Origin of the sequence: Dactylosporangium siamense (assembly GCF_016862795.1) — a bacterium.
In the GTDB taxonomy this organism is placed as follows: domain Bacteria; phylum Actinomycetota; class Actinomycetes; order Mycobacteriales; family Micromonosporaceae; genus Dactylosporangium; species Dactylosporangium siamense.
Window position 1 is genome coordinate 1 of sequence record NZ_BONQ01000084.1, and the last position, 15,394, is coordinate 15,394.

General features: G+C 67.7%; 12 protein-coding genes and 1 pseudogene. 7 read left to right on the forward strand and 6 right to left on the reverse strand.

What is annotated here, in order from left to right; all coding sequences use genetic code 11:
* Window positions 1-375 precede the first annotated feature (375 nt).
* From Dsi01nite_RS28335 to rpmH, 5 genes and pseudogenes are all read right to left on the reverse strand, one after another.
* Window positions 376-1,026: a Jag family protein gene (locus tag Dsi01nite_RS28335; protein ID WP_203849336.1), complete on the reverse strand. Its 651-nt coding sequence runs from the start codon at window positions 1,024-1,026 to the stop codon at window positions 376-378.
* Window positions 1,027-1,138: 112 nt separating this feature from the next.
* Window positions 1,139-2,188 carry a membrane protein insertase YidC gene (gene yidC / locus Dsi01nite_RS28340; protein WP_203849420.1) on the reverse strand — a complete coding sequence of 350 codons (1,050 nt, stop codon included), beginning with the start codon at window positions 2,186-2,188 and terminating at the stop codon, window positions 1,139-1,141.
* An 11-nt stretch (window positions 2,189-2,199) separates the two neighbouring features.
* Window positions 2,200-2,471 (reverse strand): annotated as a pseudogene (gene yidD, locus Dsi01nite_RS28345) (membrane protein insertion efficiency factor YidD).
* On the reverse strand, window positions 2,468-2,899 hold the full coding sequence (gene rnpA, locus Dsi01nite_RS28350; protein WP_203849338.1) for a ribonuclease P protein component: 432 nt from the start codon (window positions 2,897-2,899) through the stop codon (window positions 2,468-2,470). The pseudogene yidD and the gene rnpA overlap by 4 nt, the downstream one beginning before the upstream one ends.
* A gap of 26 nt (window positions 2,900-2,925) precedes the next feature.
* Window positions 2,926-3,072 carry a 50S ribosomal protein L34 gene (gene rpmH, locus Dsi01nite_RS28355; protein ID WP_203849339.1) on the reverse strand — a complete coding sequence of 49 codons (147 nt, stop codon included), beginning with the start codon at window positions 3,070-3,072 and terminating at the stop codon, window positions 2,926-2,928.
* Between the two features lie 540 nt (window positions 3,073-3,612).
* Here rpmH and dnaA point away from each other — a divergent pair.
* From dnaA to Dsi01nite_RS28380, 5 genes are all read left to right on the forward strand, one after another.
* On the forward strand, window positions 3,613-5,283 hold the full coding sequence (gene dnaA / locus Dsi01nite_RS28360; RefSeq protein WP_373318857.1) for a chromosomal replication initiator protein DnaA: 1,671 nt from the start codon (window positions 3,613-3,615) through the stop codon (window positions 5,281-5,283).
* A gap of 926 nt (window positions 5,284-6,209) precedes the next feature.
* Window positions 6,210-7,340, forward strand: a complete 1,131-nt coding sequence (gene dnaN, locus Dsi01nite_RS28365; protein WP_203849341.1) for a DNA polymerase III subunit beta — start codon at window positions 6,210-6,212, stop codon at window positions 7,338-7,340.
* An 18-nt stretch (window positions 7,341-7,358) separates the two neighbouring features.
* The gene (gnd, locus tag Dsi01nite_RS28370) at window positions 7,359-8,231 is read left to right on the forward strand and encodes a phosphogluconate dehydrogenase (NAD(+)-dependent, decarboxylating) (RefSeq protein ID WP_203849342.1); all 873 of its coding nucleotides are present in this window, start codon (window positions 7,359-7,361) and stop codon (window positions 8,229-8,231) included.
* A 2-nt stretch (window positions 8,232-8,233) separates the two neighbouring features.
* Window positions 8,234-9,364 carry a DNA replication/repair protein RecF gene (gene recF, locus Dsi01nite_RS28375; RefSeq protein ID WP_203849343.1) on the forward strand — a complete coding sequence of 377 codons (1,131 nt, stop codon included), beginning with the start codon at window positions 8,234-8,236 and terminating at the stop codon, window positions 9,362-9,364.
* Window positions 9,357-9,890: a DciA family protein gene (locus Dsi01nite_RS28380; protein ID WP_203849344.1), complete on the forward strand. Its 534-nt coding sequence runs from the start codon at window positions 9,357-9,359 to the stop codon at window positions 9,888-9,890. Before recF ends, Dsi01nite_RS28380 begins: the two co-directional genes overlap by 8 nt.
* A 9-nt stretch (window positions 9,891-9,899) precedes the next feature.
* Here the strand turns inward: Dsi01nite_RS28380 and Dsi01nite_RS28385 are convergent, their stop codons facing one another.
* Entirely contained in the window at window positions 9,900-10,457 is a 558-nt protein-coding gene (locus Dsi01nite_RS28385; protein WP_203849345.1) for a hypothetical protein, read from the reverse strand.
* Window positions 10,458-10,906: 449 nt separating this feature from the next.
* On the opposite strand from Dsi01nite_RS28385, the gene gyrB reads away from it, so the two are divergent.
* The gene (gyrB, locus tag Dsi01nite_RS28390; RefSeq protein ID WP_203849346.1) at window positions 10,907-12,853 is read left to right on the forward strand and encodes a DNA topoisomerase (ATP-hydrolyzing) subunit B; all 1,947 of its coding nucleotides are present in this window, start codon (window positions 10,907-10,909) and stop codon (window positions 12,851-12,853) included.
* 29 nt (window positions 12,854-12,882) lie between these two features.
* Window positions 12,883-15,393: a DNA gyrase subunit A gene (gene gyrA / locus Dsi01nite_RS28395; RefSeq protein ID WP_203849347.1), complete on the forward strand. Its 2,511-nt coding sequence runs from the start codon at window positions 12,883-12,885 to the stop codon at window positions 15,391-15,393.
* Window position 15,394 lies beyond the last annotated feature (1 nt).

Consider the following 15,394-nt stretch of genomic DNA (forward strand, 5'->3'; position numbering starts at 1 on the left):
GACAGCCGTCCACACGACCATCCCACGCCTTCGATCACGAAGACCGCCCGCGTCCGGCAGTCCGGCCGACGCGACTCGTCAAAGCAAGGAACCTGCCAGCATCGAGCGGTCCAGAACAGCTCCGGGTGGATCACCGGATCTCGGCAGACCGCCCACAGGACTCGGCGCGACCGCAGCTGTACACCCGCCCGGCCCGCAGCCCGACCGCCAGCGACAAGCCTCGTCACGGAACGGCGGGTGCTGAAGGGCATCGGCTGCGCGCCGTCGACGGCCGAAGCGCCGAAGTTGCCACGGGCGGGACAGACGAAGGCGGGGCGCCCCAAGAGGAACGCCCCGCCAAGTGGCAGAACCAGAGAGCCGACCGGAAAGCGGCCGTCAGGCGACGGGCCGCACCACGATCCGCCGCGCCGGCTCGACGCCTTCCGACTCGCTCTCCACGCCCGGGAGCGCGTTGATCACGTCGTGGACGCACTTGCGCTCGAAGGCGCTCATCGGCTCGAGGCGGACGGCCTCGCCGTACTCCTTCACCTTCTCGGCGGCGTTCTTGGCGATCGCGCCGAGCTCCTTGCGGCGCAGTGCCCGGTAGCCGCCGACGTCGAGGAGCAGGCGGCTGGGGGAGCCCGTCTGCCGGAAGACCGCGAGGCGGCTCAGCTCCTGCAGCGCCTCAAGGGTGGCGCCGCGCTGGCCGACGAGCGCCTGGAGCCGGCGGCCGGAGCCGTCGCCGCCCTCGACGACCTCGACCACGGGACGACCGCTGACGACGAGCTCGTCGATGTCGCCGTCGTAGTCGAGGATGTCGAGGAGGCCCTCGACGTAGTCGGCCGCAATCTCGCTTTCCCGGAACAGGTCGGCCGCAGCTCGGCCGTTCCCGCCGGAGGCTGCCGGCGCGGCGTCGCCGTCGCTGCCTTCGCCTTCGCCGGCGTCGTCGCCGTCCTCGACCTCGTCGAGTTTGGCGTCCTGATCCAGAGCGTCGCCATCGGTGCCGCGCGCGTCGAGATCACTGGTGGTGTCGGTCACGAAACTCATCTCCGCTTGTTTGGGGCGCCGAGGCGCCGTCACAGGTCGTCGGTGAGGGGTGGTGGTGCACAGGGAGCGCCACTCGCCGGCCCGAGGTGAGGGGTGGGCCGGCGGGGTCGCATCAACCCGACTGCCGCTTCGCGGCGCCACCCTTCTTCGGGTTGATCGGCTTGGCGCCGGGCTTCGGGGCGAGCGCCCGGCCGTTCGCCTTGGCCGCGGCAGCTTCGGCGGCTGCCGCCTGCTGCGCCGCCGCCTCGTCCTTGGCCTTGCTCAGCAGTGCCCGGAACCCGCCGGCCGACTTGGCCGCGGGGGCGCCGCCCTTGGTCAGGGACGTGGTGCCCGGCTTGCCGCCCTTGTACGGGGTGGTGTTCGCGCTGGCGCTGGGCGGCGGCGGGTACTTGTGCAGGACCCAGTACTGCTGGCCGAGGGTGATCGCGTTGTTGGTGACCCAGTAGATGATGACGCCGATGGGGAAGTACCAGCCGGACGTCAGCGTGAAGAACGGGATGCCGTACAGCATGAACTTCTGGATCATGCGCTGCTGCGGGTCGCTGTTCCAGCCCGTCTTCATAATCATCTGACGCTGGGTCAGGTAGGTCGTCGTGATCATCAGCGCGACCAGGATGGCGGCGACAATCTTGACCGTGGTCGAGTTGGCGTCGATCTTGGCGAGGTCCGAGGCGCTGCTGCTGAACTTCGCGACGATCGGGGCGTCGAACAGCCGGGCGTCGACGGCACCCATGAACTCGGGGATGCTCCAGCCGTACAGCTCCATCTGGTGGTTGGAGGTGCCGGGCTTGAGGTGGCGCAGCACGTGCAGGAGGCCGATGAAGACCGGGATCTGCAGGAACATCGGAAGGCAGCCCATGAGCGGGTTGACCTTCTCCTCCTGGTAGAGCTTCATGACCTCCTTCTGGAGGGTCTCCCGGTCGCCCTTGTGCTTCTCCTGCAGCTCCTTCATCTTCGGCTGGATCGCCTGCATCGCACGCTGCGACTTGATCTGCTTCACGAAGATCGGGAACAGCACGACGCGGACCGTGATCACCAGGAAGACGATCGCGAGAACCCACTGCCAGTTGGTGCCGAGCGTGCGGTGGTCAGGCACGACCTTGTCCCACACGGTGTGCCAGAACAGCATCACCTGCGAGATCAGCCAGTAGATCCCGCCCATCAGCTTGCTAATCACGACACTGCTCCAGTCACGTCGACTCGGGCTCGGGCGAGGCTCCCCGGCGCGGTGGCACCGGATCGAACCCACCGGGGTGGAATGGGTGGCAGCGCAGCAGCCGCCAGATCGCGAGACCGATTCCCCGGATCGCGCCGTGAGTGCCGACCGCCTCCAGGGCATAAGCGCTGCACGACGGGTAGAACCGACAACGCGCCGGCAACGCCGGGCTTATCCAACGACGGTACGCGACGATGGGAGCGGCAACGACCCGGGCTCCGGCGTTCATCGACGTCCTTCCCGGCTCCTGGGACGGCGCGCGGCCGTCAGTGCTGCCTCGAGATCACGGCCGAGGTCGTCGAAGCCCGCGGTGGCCGACGTCGGCAGCGCCCTGACAACGACCATCGACGCCGGCGGGAGGTCCGCCAGGTGCGATCGGATCAGGTGCCGGAGGCGCCGCTTCACCATGTTACGAACGACGGCGTTGCCGACGGCCTTGGACACGACAAAACCGGCCCGCGCCGGTGCGGCTGAAACCACGTCGGCCGGCGCAGACACGACGAAGCCGGCGCGTGCAGATGGTTGATCTGCTGGCGCCGGCTCGATGGTCGACTGCAGGAAATGCACCACGAGGGCTCCGCGACCGGCTCGGCGGCCGCTGCGAATGGTGACGGCGAAGTCTTCACGCCGCCTCAGACGCTGAGCGGCCGCAAGCACGCTGCCTCCGAAGAGCCCGCGTCGGCTCAGGCCGAGCCGGCCGCCAGGCGGTCGCGCCCCTTGGCGCGGCGCGCCGACAGGATCGAACGGCCGGCACGGGTGCGCATGCGCAGCCGGAAACCGTGGGTCTTCGCGCGCCGGCGGTTGTTCGGCTGGAAGGTGCGCTTGCTCACGTCGGGCTCCGTCTTCGTAGCGGCGTAGGGCTGGTCACTGGAGTTTATCAGGGAAAGCTTCCCCAGCCGAACCAGGGTACGCGCGGCCCTACAGACCGTCAACGATGGCTGGGTACGCCCCGAAATCCACAGGTTACTTGTGGACAACGGTTGAGTGGTTGTGGACAACGCTGTTAACGTGCCCGGTTGCCGGTAGACACCGCGACGACCGGCGACGGGACACAAAGGACTTTCCGCAACTAATCGGATGCGCCACAGGGGGCACGGCACCACATCCGACCTGCAGAACCTCGCAAACTCGGTCGAAAACCGCCAGGCCGACACGGGGCGAGAGGGAATCAGGACGATCCGTCCACGGCACATGACTCGTTGATACACAGGTTGTGGAAAACCTGTGGACAATGGGGGCCGGGACGGGCGGAACTTCCGGCGCACGGTCCACTCGCGGTGGGGGGCGACGATGGGGGTGCGCGAACGGTGACTGACACCGACCTCGCAGCGGTATGGCATGCGGCAACGGACGAGCTCGCAGACGAGATCGTGTCGGCGCAGCAGCGTGCCTATCTGCGGCTGACGAGGCTACGGGCCATCGTCGAGGACACCGCGCTGCTCTCCGTGCCTGATGCGTTCACCCGCGACGTCATCGAGTCGCGACTCCGCCCGGTCATCACCGAGGCGCTGTCCCGGCTGCTCGGCCGGGCGATCCAGGTCGCCGTCACGGTCCGGCCGCCGGAGGACGCCCCGCCGCTGCCGGCCCCGTCCGCCTCGCACTGGTCCAACGGCACCGCCGGCCTGCTGGCCGAGCCGGCCGCATACCAGGACCAGCCGCAGTACCAACCGCAGCCGCAGTACCAGCAACCCCAGTACCAGCAGCCGCAGCAGTATCAACAGCCTCAGTACCAACCGCAGCCGCAGTCCGATCAGTCCAGCCAGAACAGCGGGCAGCAGGCGCCGACCGTCCGCGAGGGCAGCGACCGCCTGTTCGACCTGCCGACCGAGACGGGCTGGACGCCGGCGGGGCGCACGGAGCACTCCGGCACCGCGTTCGAGGCCGGCCGCGACGAACGGCTGCGCCGCTCACCGCAGCAGGACGAGGACCCGCTGCCGCCGCGGCCGCCGTCGAACCCCGGCACCGGTCGCGAGGACCGGCGCAGCGCGCAGACGCCCGCCGGCGACTCGGCCGGGAACCGGCTGAACCCGAAGTACACCTTTGAGACCTTCGTCATCGGTTCCTCGAACCGCTTCGCGCACGCCGCGTCGGTGGCCGTGGCCGAGTCGCCGGCCAAGGCCTACAACCCGCTGTTCATCTACGGCGGCTCGGGTCTGGGCAAGACGCACCTGCTGCACGCCATCGGCCAGTACGCCACGATGCTCGGCAACGCCCGGTTCGTCCGCTACGTGTCGACCGAAGAGTTCACCAACGACTTCATCAACTCGCTGCGGGACGACAAGACACAGGCGTTCCAGCGGCGCTACCGCGACGTCGACATCCTGCTGATCGACGACATCCAGTTCCTGGAGACGCGGGAGCGCACGCAGGAGGAGTTCTTCCACACGTTCAACACGCTCCACAACGCCAACAAGCAGATCGTGATCAGCTCCGACCGCTCGCCGCGGCAGCTCGCGACCCTCGAGGACCGCCTGCGCACCCGGTTCGAGTGGGGGCTGCTCGCCGACATCCAGCCGCCGGACCTCGAGACCCGTATCGCCATCCTGCAGAAGAAGGCGGCGCAGGAGCGGCTGTTCGCGCCGCCGGACGTGCTGGAGTTCATCGCGTCGCGGGTCGCGTCGTCGATCCGCGAGCTGGAGGGCGCGCTGATCCGCGTCACCGCGTTCGCGAACCTGACCCGCGCGCCGGTCGAGCTCGGGCTGGCCGAGGAGGTGCTCCGGGACTTCATCCCGGACGGTTCCGGGCCGGAGATCACCGCGGACCAGATCATGGCGTCGACCGCCGACTACTTCGGGGTCAGCCTGGAGGACCTGCGCGGGCACAGCCGGTCGCGGGTGCTGGTCAACGCGCGCCAGGTCGCCATGTACCTGTGCCGCGAGCTGACCGACCTGTCGCTGCCACGCATCGGGCAGGCGTTCGGCGGGCGGGACCACACCACGGTCATGCACGCCGACCGCAAGATCCGGCAGCAGATGGCGGAGCGCCGCTCGCTGTACAACCAGATCGCCGAGCTGACGAACCGCATCAAGCAGACCACGTAGGCGACCACAGCGCGCCCTGGAAGAGGGCCGGATCGGGGGTGTGACAGCCCCGGTCCGGCCCTCTTTTTCGCATCGGCGGCAGGTGTACGGACACCGCCGGCGGACCAAACGTGAGCAGATCTCAGCAATGGCTTGTGGATACCGCTGTGGGTAACTGCTCCCGGGTGCGCCGATATGCGAAGAATGTACTGTCCACCGGCGTTGCCCACAGCCTGTGGACTGCGGCGGTTATCCACTGTTTCCACAGGCCTCCGACCTGGGATCCAGGCGCTTATGGACATAAGATGTCCACAGCTCCGTCCCCAGGATGTCCACAACATGTGCGCATATACCCCCGTGGGGTTTGTCCAAGTTATACACAGACTTTGTCCACAGAACCTGTGGATAACTTCGATTGTGCCAACTCTTGGCCACGGACCGTGATCGACCGCTCACAAGTGACGAAACGGCTACGCGTTGCACACAGGCGTCGTCCACAGTCTGTGGATAACTCCTGGGGAGGACGTGTGGACGGCATGTGGAAACATCCGAAGAGTGATCGCCACGTGCACAGAACGTGAGGACGGCTCGGGACGAGTTATCCCCAGATCGTGGACGAACCCTGTGGATTGCCGGTGGATAGCCGGTGGACAACGCCTGTGGATGACCGCTTATCCACAATCCACAACCTTGTACACAGGGGGTTATACACACTCCATACCCAGAGACATAAGTGCTCTGAGCTGCTAAAACGAGGGTTGTCCACAGAATCCACAACACCTATGACTACGAAGTAAATCTCTTTAAAAGAGAGAAAAAAGCAATCATCAGCAAGTGGATAAGTTCTCGGCTCGAAATTTGGAGGGGTCGGTGCACGGCACCGCTGTGGAAGCCCTAAGGTTCGATGCAGCACCACGCTTGAGACGAGACGACGCGGGAGGACCGCGATGAAGTTCCGAGTCGAGCGCGACGCGCTCGCCGATGCCGTCGCCTGGACAGCCAAGAGTCTGCCCAGCCGCCCTTCTGTGCCGGTGCTTGCCGGTGTTCTGTTGAGAGTCGGTGACGGCCGCCTGCAGGTGTCCGGCTTCGACTACGAGGTGTCCAGCCAGGTGACCGTCGAGGTCCAGGCGGACGCCGACGGCGCGACGCTCGTCTCCGGGCGGCTGCTCGCCGAAATCACCAAGTCGTTGCCGGCCAAGCCGGTCGACGTCGCCGCGGTGGGGTCGCACGTCGAGATCACGTGCGGCAGTGCCCGGTTCACGCTGCCGACGATGCCTGTCGAGGACTATCCGACGCTGCCGGAGATGCCCGAGCTGGCCGGCACGGTCGACGCGGCCACGTTTGCCGGTGCCGTCTCGCAGGTGGCGATCGCCGCCGGCCGGGACGACACCCTGCCGATGCTGACCGGCGTGCGGATCGAGCTCGAGGGCAGCAAGCTGACCCTGCTCGCCACCGACCGCTACCGGCTGGCCGTGCGTGAGCTGGAGTGGCGCCCCGACGAGGACGACGTGAGCCTCGCCGCGCTCGTCCCGGCGCGCACCCTCGACGACACCGCGAAGACGCTCGGACCGGTCGGTGGTCTGGTGTCGGTCGCGCTGTCCCGGGGCAAGCTCGGCGAGGGGATGATCGGTTTCGCCGGTGGCACCCGGCGCACCACGTCCCGTCTGCTCGACGGCGACTTCCCGAAGGTGCGGGCGCTGCTGCCCGACACGCACAACGCCCAGGCCCGGATCCGGGTCTCCGCGCTCAACGAGGTGGTGCGGCGCGTCGGCCTGGTCGCCGAGCGGTCCACCCCGGTGCGACTGTCGTTCAGCGCCGACGGTCTCGTCGTCGAGGCCAGCGGCAGCGAGGACGCGCGGGCCAGCGAGGCGATGGACTGTGCCTACGAGGGCGAGCCGATGACGATCGCCTTCAACCACCAGTATCTGCTGGACGGCCTGAAGGCGCTCGACGCCCCGATCGCCGTGCTGTCGTTCACTGACCCGAAGAAGCCTGCGGTCATGTCCCCTGCCAAGGATGATGGAGAAATCGTCCCTGGATACTGGTACTTGATCATGCCGGTTCGCATCGGCAGCTGAGTTTCGGAGGCACCAGACATGCAGCTCGGTCTCATCGGCCTGGGCAGGATGGGCTTCAACATGCGCGAGCGGCTTCGGGCCGCCGGGCACGAGGTCATCGGCTACGACCACCACCCAGACGTCACCGACGTGGCGTCGCTCAACGAACTGGTCGAGAAGCTCGCCGCGCCCCGAGTGGTGTGGATCATGGTTCCGGTGCAGTACACGGAGCCGACCATCGACGAGCTGTCCGGCCTGCTGTCGGCCGGCGACATCGTCATCGACGGCGGCAACTCGCGCTTCAGCAACGACCGCCCGCGGGCCGAGCGGCTGGCGACGAAGGGCATCGGCTACCTCGACGTCGGCGTGTCCGGCGGGGTCTGGGGCCGGACCAACGGCTATGCGTTGATGGTCGGCGGCGACAAGAAGCACGTCGAGCACTGCAAGCCGATCTTCGAGGGCCTCAAGCCCGAGGGCGAGTTCGGTTTCGCGCACGCCGGCGGGGTCGGTGCCGGGCACTACGCGAAGATGGTCCACAACGGTATCGAGTACGGCATGATGCACGCCTATGCCGAGGGCTACGAGCTGCTCGAGGCCTCTGAATACGTCGAGAACATCCCCGAGGTGTTCAAGTCGTGGCGGGCCGGGTCCGTCGTGCAGTCTTGGTTGCTGGACCTGATGGACCGGGCCCTCGACGAGGACCCCAACCTCGACGGTCTGCGTGGCTACGCCGACGACACCGGCGAGGGCCGCTGGACGGTCGAGGAGGCCATCCGGCTGGCAGTGCCGATGAACGTGATCGCGGCGTCGCTGTTCGCCCGGTTCGCCTCGCGTCAGGACGACTCGCCGGCGATGAAGGCCGTGGCCGCGCTGCGCAACCAGTTCGGCGGCCACGCGGTCAAGAAGGGCTGAGTTTGTACGTCCGGGGTCTCGAGCTCGTCGACTTCCGCAGTTATGAGCGGGTGGTCGTCGAGTTCGGGCCCGGGGCGTGCGTGCTCGTCGGCCCGAACGGCGTCGGCAAGACCAACCTGGTCGAGGCGCTGGCCTACGTGGCCACCCTCGAGTCGCACCGGGTCGCGACGGACGCACCGCTGGTCCGGTTCGGTGCGACCCGCGCGGTGGTGCGGTGTGCCGTCGTCCACGAGGAGCGCGAGCTGCTCGTCGAGCTGTCGATCGAGCCCGGCAAGGCCAACAAGGCGCGGCTGGGCCGATCGCCGGTGACCCGTACCCGCGACATCCTGGGCGCACTGAAACTCGTGCTGTTCGCGCCGGAGGATCTTTCCCTGATCCGGGGCGACCCGAGCGAGCGCCGGCGGCTCCTTGACGAGTTGCTGGTGGCCAGGCAGCCACGCTTCGCCGGGGTGCGCTCCGACTACGACCGGGTGCTCAAGCAGCGCAACGCGTTGCTTCGCAGTGCGTATCTGGCCCGCAAGACGGGCGGCAACCGTGGTGGTGACCTGTCGACCCTCGACGTGTGGGACACCCACCTCGCGCAGCACGGCGCGCAGCTGGTCCGGGCCCGGCTCGACCTGGTCGCCGCGCTCGCCCCGCACGTCGCGAAGGCATATGCGGCGGTCAGCGCCAGCCGGTCCGACGCCCGGATCGCCTACAGCCCGTCGTTCCCCGTGCCGGACGCCTCGTCGGCGCAGGCGGACATCGAGCAGGCGCTCCTCACCGCGCTCGGTGAGGCCCGCAAGCAGGAGGTCGAGCGCGGCGTCACGCTGGTCGGCCCGCATCGCGACGAGTTGACGCTGACCCTCGGCGAGCTGCCGGCCAAGGGCTACGCGAGCCACGGCGAGTCCTGGTCGTATGCGCTGGCGCTGCGCCTGGCGGCCTACGATCTGCTGCGGGACGACGGCGTGGAGCCGGTGCTGGTGCTGGACGACGTGTTCGCCGAGCTCGATGTGGGCCGGCGGGAGCGGCTGGCCGAGCTCGTGAGCGGCGCCAGCCAGGTCATCGTGACCTGTGCCGTCGACGACGACGTGCCACGGGCGCTGCGCGGCGCACGGTACGAGGTGGGCGGAGGCGAGGTGCGACATGGCTGATGGCGATGACGGGGCGGCCGGCAACGAGAAGACCGGCCCCGAGCTGGCGCGGGCCGCGGTCGAGGCCGCGCTCGCGAAACGCAGGGCACAACCACGCCGCAAGGCCGTCACGGACCCGGCGACCGGGGAACCGCGACGGCGCCGGGGGTACACGGGACCCGGGCCCGACCCGAGGGATCCGCAGCCGTTCGGTTCACTGCTCGAACGGATGATGAAGGCGCGCGGCTGGCAGAAGCCGAAGGCCGAGGCGACCGTGTTCGGGGAGTGGGAGCGGGTCGTCGGCGCCGACATCGCCGCCCACTGCCGGCCGATCAAACTGGAGGACGGCGAGCTGACCGTCGAGGCGGAGTCGACCGCGTGGGCCACCCAGCTGCGGATGCTCGCCGGGCGGCTCATCGCCCGGATCGCGGGTGAGGTCGGTCACAACGTCGTCAAGAAGCTCCATATTCAGGGGCCGAGCACGCCGTCCTGGAGCCGCGGGCCGATGCGGGTGCGCGGGCGCGGGCCGCGCGACACCTACGGCTGATCGGGCCGGTCAGAAATCCGCGTAGACGGCGAAACCGCGGTTCGCGCAGCGGCGGTAGAACTTCGCGAGGACGTCCAGCTCGGCGATCGTGTAGCTCCACTGCGGAGCGTTGCCCGTGTCGTCGCTCAGCGCGTCGAGCCGGCTCTGCAGCCATCGCAGCTGCTGCTCGGCCAGGCGCGAGCCCTCCAGAGCGCGGCGCAGCACGGTGCTCACCGTCTCGAAGGTGATCTCGTCGCCGAACTCCTGGTGGCCGTTGACGAAGCGCTCGAGCCCGCCGGCGATCCAGGCGCAGTCGTCCGGGCTGATCACCGGATCCTCGTCCTCGGCGGCCGCATCGGTGGCGAAGAGCACGCCGTTGAGCCCGAAGAGCAGGTCGACCAGCTCCGTATATCCGGTCACGCGCACCGTGCCGGTCTTCGCCACGTGATCCGCCAGCGCCGCCGCCGGCCCGGCGTGCAGCGGCAGCTTCTCGGCCAGCCCGGCGAAGTCGACGAACTCGGCCGGCGCCACCGGGTCGTAAAACCGCCCGGTGCGCGGCCACTGCACGGCGACGTTGTCCAACCCCATCGCGGACCCCTCGCTCTCACACTTACCCCGCCCCGCGGCGGGGAACATACGGCACGAACGGTCGCTTGCGCGACCCCCGCAGGTGCCGAACCCGGGGACAGCATTCCAGCGCTCGCCGTGCCGCCCATCATCGCCCGCCTGACCCCCTCCCGCGTAGGGGGACCTTCAACCCGTACCGTTCGGGCCGCTACGGGGACTACAGCGCCGTCCCGATGCGAAAATGTCGCACGGGCACAGTAGGATTGCCGCAGGAGCGAAGGCTCTGAGAACCAGCCGACACAACCCGCGTGCACGCGTCCGCGGTGTCGGCCCGCCGGTGGTCGCGGCGCCCGCTCGGTGGGGCGCAGGACTCCGGCGTGCCTGCGCCGTGACCGTAGTGCTCGCACGACTCCGCACGAGACCCGGGGCGCCGAGCGGCGCGGCCGGCCAGTGTGAGAAAGCGACCGAGGGTGGCAGTAAACAAGGCCGAACCGTCGTCCTACGACTCCTCATCGATCACGGTCCTTGAGGGGCTCGACGCGGTCCGCAAGCGGCCAGGTATGTACATCGGCTCGACCGGCGAGCGCGGCCTGCACCACCTGGTGTGGGAGGTCGTGGACAACGCCGTCGACGAGGCCCTGGCGGGCTTCTGCGACACGATTGAGGTCACGCTCCTCGAAGGTGGCGGGGTGCGCGTCGTGGACAACGGCCGTGGCATCCCGGTCGACATGCACCCGAAGGAGAAGCGGCCGACCGTTGAGGTCGTCCTCACGATGCTGCACGCCGGCGGCAAGTTCGGCGGCGGGGCCTATGCGGTCTCCGGTGGTCTGCACGGCGTCGGCATCTCGGTCGTCAACGCGCTGTCCACGCGCATCGACCTGGAGATCCACAAGGACGGTTCCGTCTGGCGGCAGACCTATCGCAACACCGTGCCCGACCCGCTGCAGAAGGGTGAGGCGACCGACCGCTCCGGCACCAGCGTCACGTTCTGGCCCGACGGCGCGATCTTCGAGACCCTCGACTTCAACTACGAGACGGTCTACCGGCGCATCCAGGAATATGCCTTCCTCAACCGGGCTCTCAAGATCACGCTGCGCGACGAGCGTGCCGACACCCCGGAGGAGAAGAAGGAGGTCGTCTTCTGCTACGAGAACGGCATCGCCGACTTCGTGCGTCACCTCAACGCGACGAAGACGCCCATCCACCGCTCGGTCGTGGAGTTCGGTGCTGACGGCGACGGCATCTCGGTGGAGATCGCCATGCAGTGGAACGAGTCGTATGGCGAGAGCGTCTACACGTTCGCCAACACGATCAACACGCATGAGGGCGGCACCCACGAAGAGGGCTTCCGCAGCGCCCTGACCTCCGTGGTCAACAAGTACGGCGCGGACAAGAAGTTCCTCAAGGGTGACGAGAAGCTCACCGGTGAGGACATCCGTGAGGGCCTGGCCGCGATCATCTCGATCAAGCTGACCAACCCGCAGTTCGAGGGCCAGACGAAGACCAAGCTCGGCAACACCGAGGCGCGCAGCTTCGTGCAGAAGGTGTGCAACGAGTGGCTGGTCGACTGGTTCGACCGCAACCCGGCCGAGGTCAAAATGATCATTACCAAGGCCTCGCAGGCCGCGCGGGCCCGCCTCGCCGCCTCGCAGGCGCGCAAGCTGGCCCGGCGCAAGTCGCTGCTGGAGTCGGGCTCGATGCCCGGCAAGCTGGCCGACTGCCAGTCCAACGACCCCCGGGTCTCCGAGCTGTTCATCGTCGAGGGCGACTCCGCTGGCGGCTCGGCCAAGCAGGGCCGGGACCCGAGGGTCCAGGCGATCCTGCCGATCCGCGGCAAGATCCTCAACGTGGAGAAGGCGCGCATCGACCGCGTCCTGAAGAACAACGAGGTCCAGGCGCTGATCACCGCGCTCGGCACCGGCATCCACGACGAGTTCGACATCGAGAAGCTGCGCTATCACAAGCTGATCCTGATGGCCGACGCCGACGTCGACGGCCAGCACATCCAGACGCTGCTGCTGACGCTGGTGTTCCGGTTCATGCGTCCCTTGATCGAGCTCGGCCACGTGTATCTCGCAGCGCCCCCGCTGTACAAGATCAAGTGGAACAAGAAGGGCGACGACGCGCAGTACGCGTACACCGATCGCGAGCGCGACGGTCTGATCACGCTGCGCCAGCAGAGCAAGCCCAACGCCAAGCCGGACGACATCCAGCGGTTCAAGGGTCTTGGGGAGATGAACTACCCCGAGCTGTGGGAAACCACGATGAACCCGGAAACCCGCATGCTCCGTCAGGTGACATTGGATGACGCTGCAACCGCCGACGAGCTCTTCAGCGTCCTGATGGGCGAAGACGTGGAAGCACGCCGCTCGTTCATCCAGCGCAACGCCAAAGACGTTCGGTTCCTCGACATCTGACCTGCGGATACTGAGAAAAGGGATAAAGAGTGACGGAACCGACTTCCACCCCGGAGACTTCCGACGAGGGTGGTTCAGCGGTCGCGAGCAGGATCGAGCCGATCGGCATCGAAGTCGAGATGGCGCGGTCCTACCTCGACTACGCGATGAGCGTGATCGTCGGGCGTGCCCTGCCGGATGTTCGTGACGGTCTCAAGCCCGTGCACCGCAAGATCCTCTACGCCATGTTCGACGGCGGCTACCGCCCCGACCGCGGCTACGTGAAGTGCGCCCGCGTCGTCGGCGACGTGATGGGTAACTACCACCCGCACGGCGACGCCTCGATCTACGACGCGATGGTCCGCATGGCGCAGAGCTGGTCGTTGCGCTACCCCCTGATCGACGGCAACGGCAACTTCGGCTCGCCGGGCAACGACCCCGCCGCCGCCATGCGGTACACGGAAGCCCGGCTCGACCCGCTCGCCATGGAGATGCTGCGGGACATCGACGAGGACACCGTCGACTTCGTCCCCAACTACGACGGCCGGGCCCAGGAGCCCACGATCCTGCCGTCGCGCATCCCCAACCTGCTCGTCAACGGCAGCACCGGCATCGCCGTCGGCATGGCGACGAACATCCCGCCGCACAACCTGCGGGAGATCGCCCAGGCCGTCCAGTGGTGCCTGGACAACCCGGAGGCCGACGAGGCCGAGACGCTCGATGAGCTGATCAAGATCGTCAAGGGCCCCGACTTCCCGACCAAGGGCCTCATCGTCGGCACGTCGGCGATCATCGACGCCTACCGGACCGGCCGCGGCTCGATCCGCATGCGCGCCGTCGTCGAGGTCGAGGAGGACACCCGCGGGCGGACCATCCTCGTGGTGACCGAGCTGCCGTATGCGGTCAACCCCGACAACCTCGCCGAGCGCATCGCCGACCTCGTCAAGGAGGGCAAGCTCGCCGGCATCGCCGACATCCGCGAGGAGTCCTCGGGCCGCACCGGCATGCGCCTGGTGATCGTGCTCAAGCGCGACGCGGTCGCCAAGGTGGTGCTCAACAACCTCTACAAGCACACGCAGCTGCAGGAGACGTTCGGCGCCAACATGCTGGCGCTGGTCGACGGCGTGCCCCGCACGCTCAACCTCGCGCAGTTCGTGCGGCACTACGTCACGCACCAGATCGAGGTCATCGTCCGGCGGACCGCATACCGGTTGCGCAAGGCCGAGGAGCGCGCCCACATCCTGCGCGGTCTGGTCAAGGCCCTCGACATGCTCGACGAGGTCATCGCACTCATCCGGCGCTCCCCGAGCGCCGAGGAGTCGAAGAACGGCCTGATGAGCCTGCTCGACATCGACGACATCCAGGCCGTCGCCATCCTCGACATGCAGCTGCGCCGGCTCGCCGCACTGGAGCGCCAGCGCATCTTCGACGAGCTGGCGAAGATCGAGATCGAGATCGCCGACTACAAGGACATCCTGGCGACCCCGGCCCGGCAGCGGCAGATCGTCTCCGAGGAGCTCGCCGAGATCGTCGCCCGTCGCGGCGACGAACGGCGCACCCAGATCATCCCGTTCGACGGCGAGGTCTCCATGGAGGACCTCATCGCGCGCGAGGACGTCGTGGTCACAATCACCCGCACCGGATACGCGAAGCGCACCAAGGTCGACCTGTACCGCTCGCAGAAGCGCGGCGGAAAGGGGGTCTCCGGTGCGACACTGAGGCAGGACGACATCGTCAGCCACTTCTTCGTCTGCTCCACGCACGACTGGATGCTGTTCTTCACGAACAAGGGCCGCGTCTACCGGGCGAAGGCATATGAGCTGCCGGAGGCAAGCCGGGTCGCGAAGGGTCAGCATGTCGCCAACCTGCTGGCATTCCAGCCCGACGAGCACATCGCCCAGGTGATCGAGATCCCGAACTACCAGGTGTCGCCATACCTGGTCCTGGCCACCAAGGACGGCCTGGTCAAGAAGACCAAGCTGGAGGAGTTCGACTCCAACCGGTCCGGCGGGATCATCGGCATCAACCTGCGCGACGAGGACGAGCTGGTGGGCGCCGCGCTGCTCGGCCCGGAGGACGACCTTCTCCTGGTCAGCAAGCAGGCGCAGGCGATCCGCTTCACCGCCAACGACGACACGCTGCGCCCGATGGGCCGCGCAACGTCGGGGGTGATCGGGATGCGCTTTGCCGAAGGTGATGAACTGCTGGCGATGGAAGTGGTGCGCGAGGGGATGGACCTGGACGTGTTGGTGGCCACCGACGGTGGTTTTGCCAAGCGGACTCCCATCGAGGAATATCCGGTGCAAGGACGCGGCGGCAAGGGCGTCCTGACGGCTAAAATCACGTCTCGGCGCGGCGGCCTGGTTGGCGCAGTGGTGATCGATCCGGACGATGAGCTCTTCGCCATCACCTCAAATGGTGGCGTGATCCGGACTCCCGTGAAGCCTGTACGACGTACGAGGGATCGGAACACAATGGGGGTCAAGCTCATGGACCTGCCGGAGGGTGTGACCATCGTCGCGATCGCCCGCAACGCCGATGAGCCCGACGAACAGGACTAGT

Excerpts from the sequence above, each read along its gene's own strand:
- Dsi01nite_RS28335 (WP_203849336.1), bottom strand. The coding sequence starts at position 1,026 with ATGAGTTTCGTGACCGACACCACCAGTGATCTCGACGCGCGCGGCACC.
- yidC (WP_203849420.1), bottom strand. The coding sequence starts at position 2,188 with ATGGGCGGGATCTACTGGCTGATCTCGCAGGTGATGCTGTTCTGGCAC.
- Dsi01nite_RS28380 (WP_203849344.1), top strand. The coding sequence starts at position 9,357 with ATGGCTGATGGCGATGACGGGGCGGCCGGCAACGAGAAGACCGGCCCC.
- dnaN (WP_203849341.1), top strand. The coding sequence starts at position 6,210 with ATGAAGTTCCGAGTCGAGCGCGACGCGCTCGCCGATGCCGTCGCCTGG.
- gnd (WP_203849342.1), top strand. The coding sequence starts at position 7,359 with ATGCAGCTCGGTCTCATCGGCCTGGGCAGGATGGGCTTCAACATGCGC.
- Dsi01nite_RS28385 (WP_203849345.1), bottom strand. The coding sequence starts at position 10,457 with ATGGGGTTGGACAACGTCGCCGTGCAGTGGCCGCGCACCGGGCGGTTT.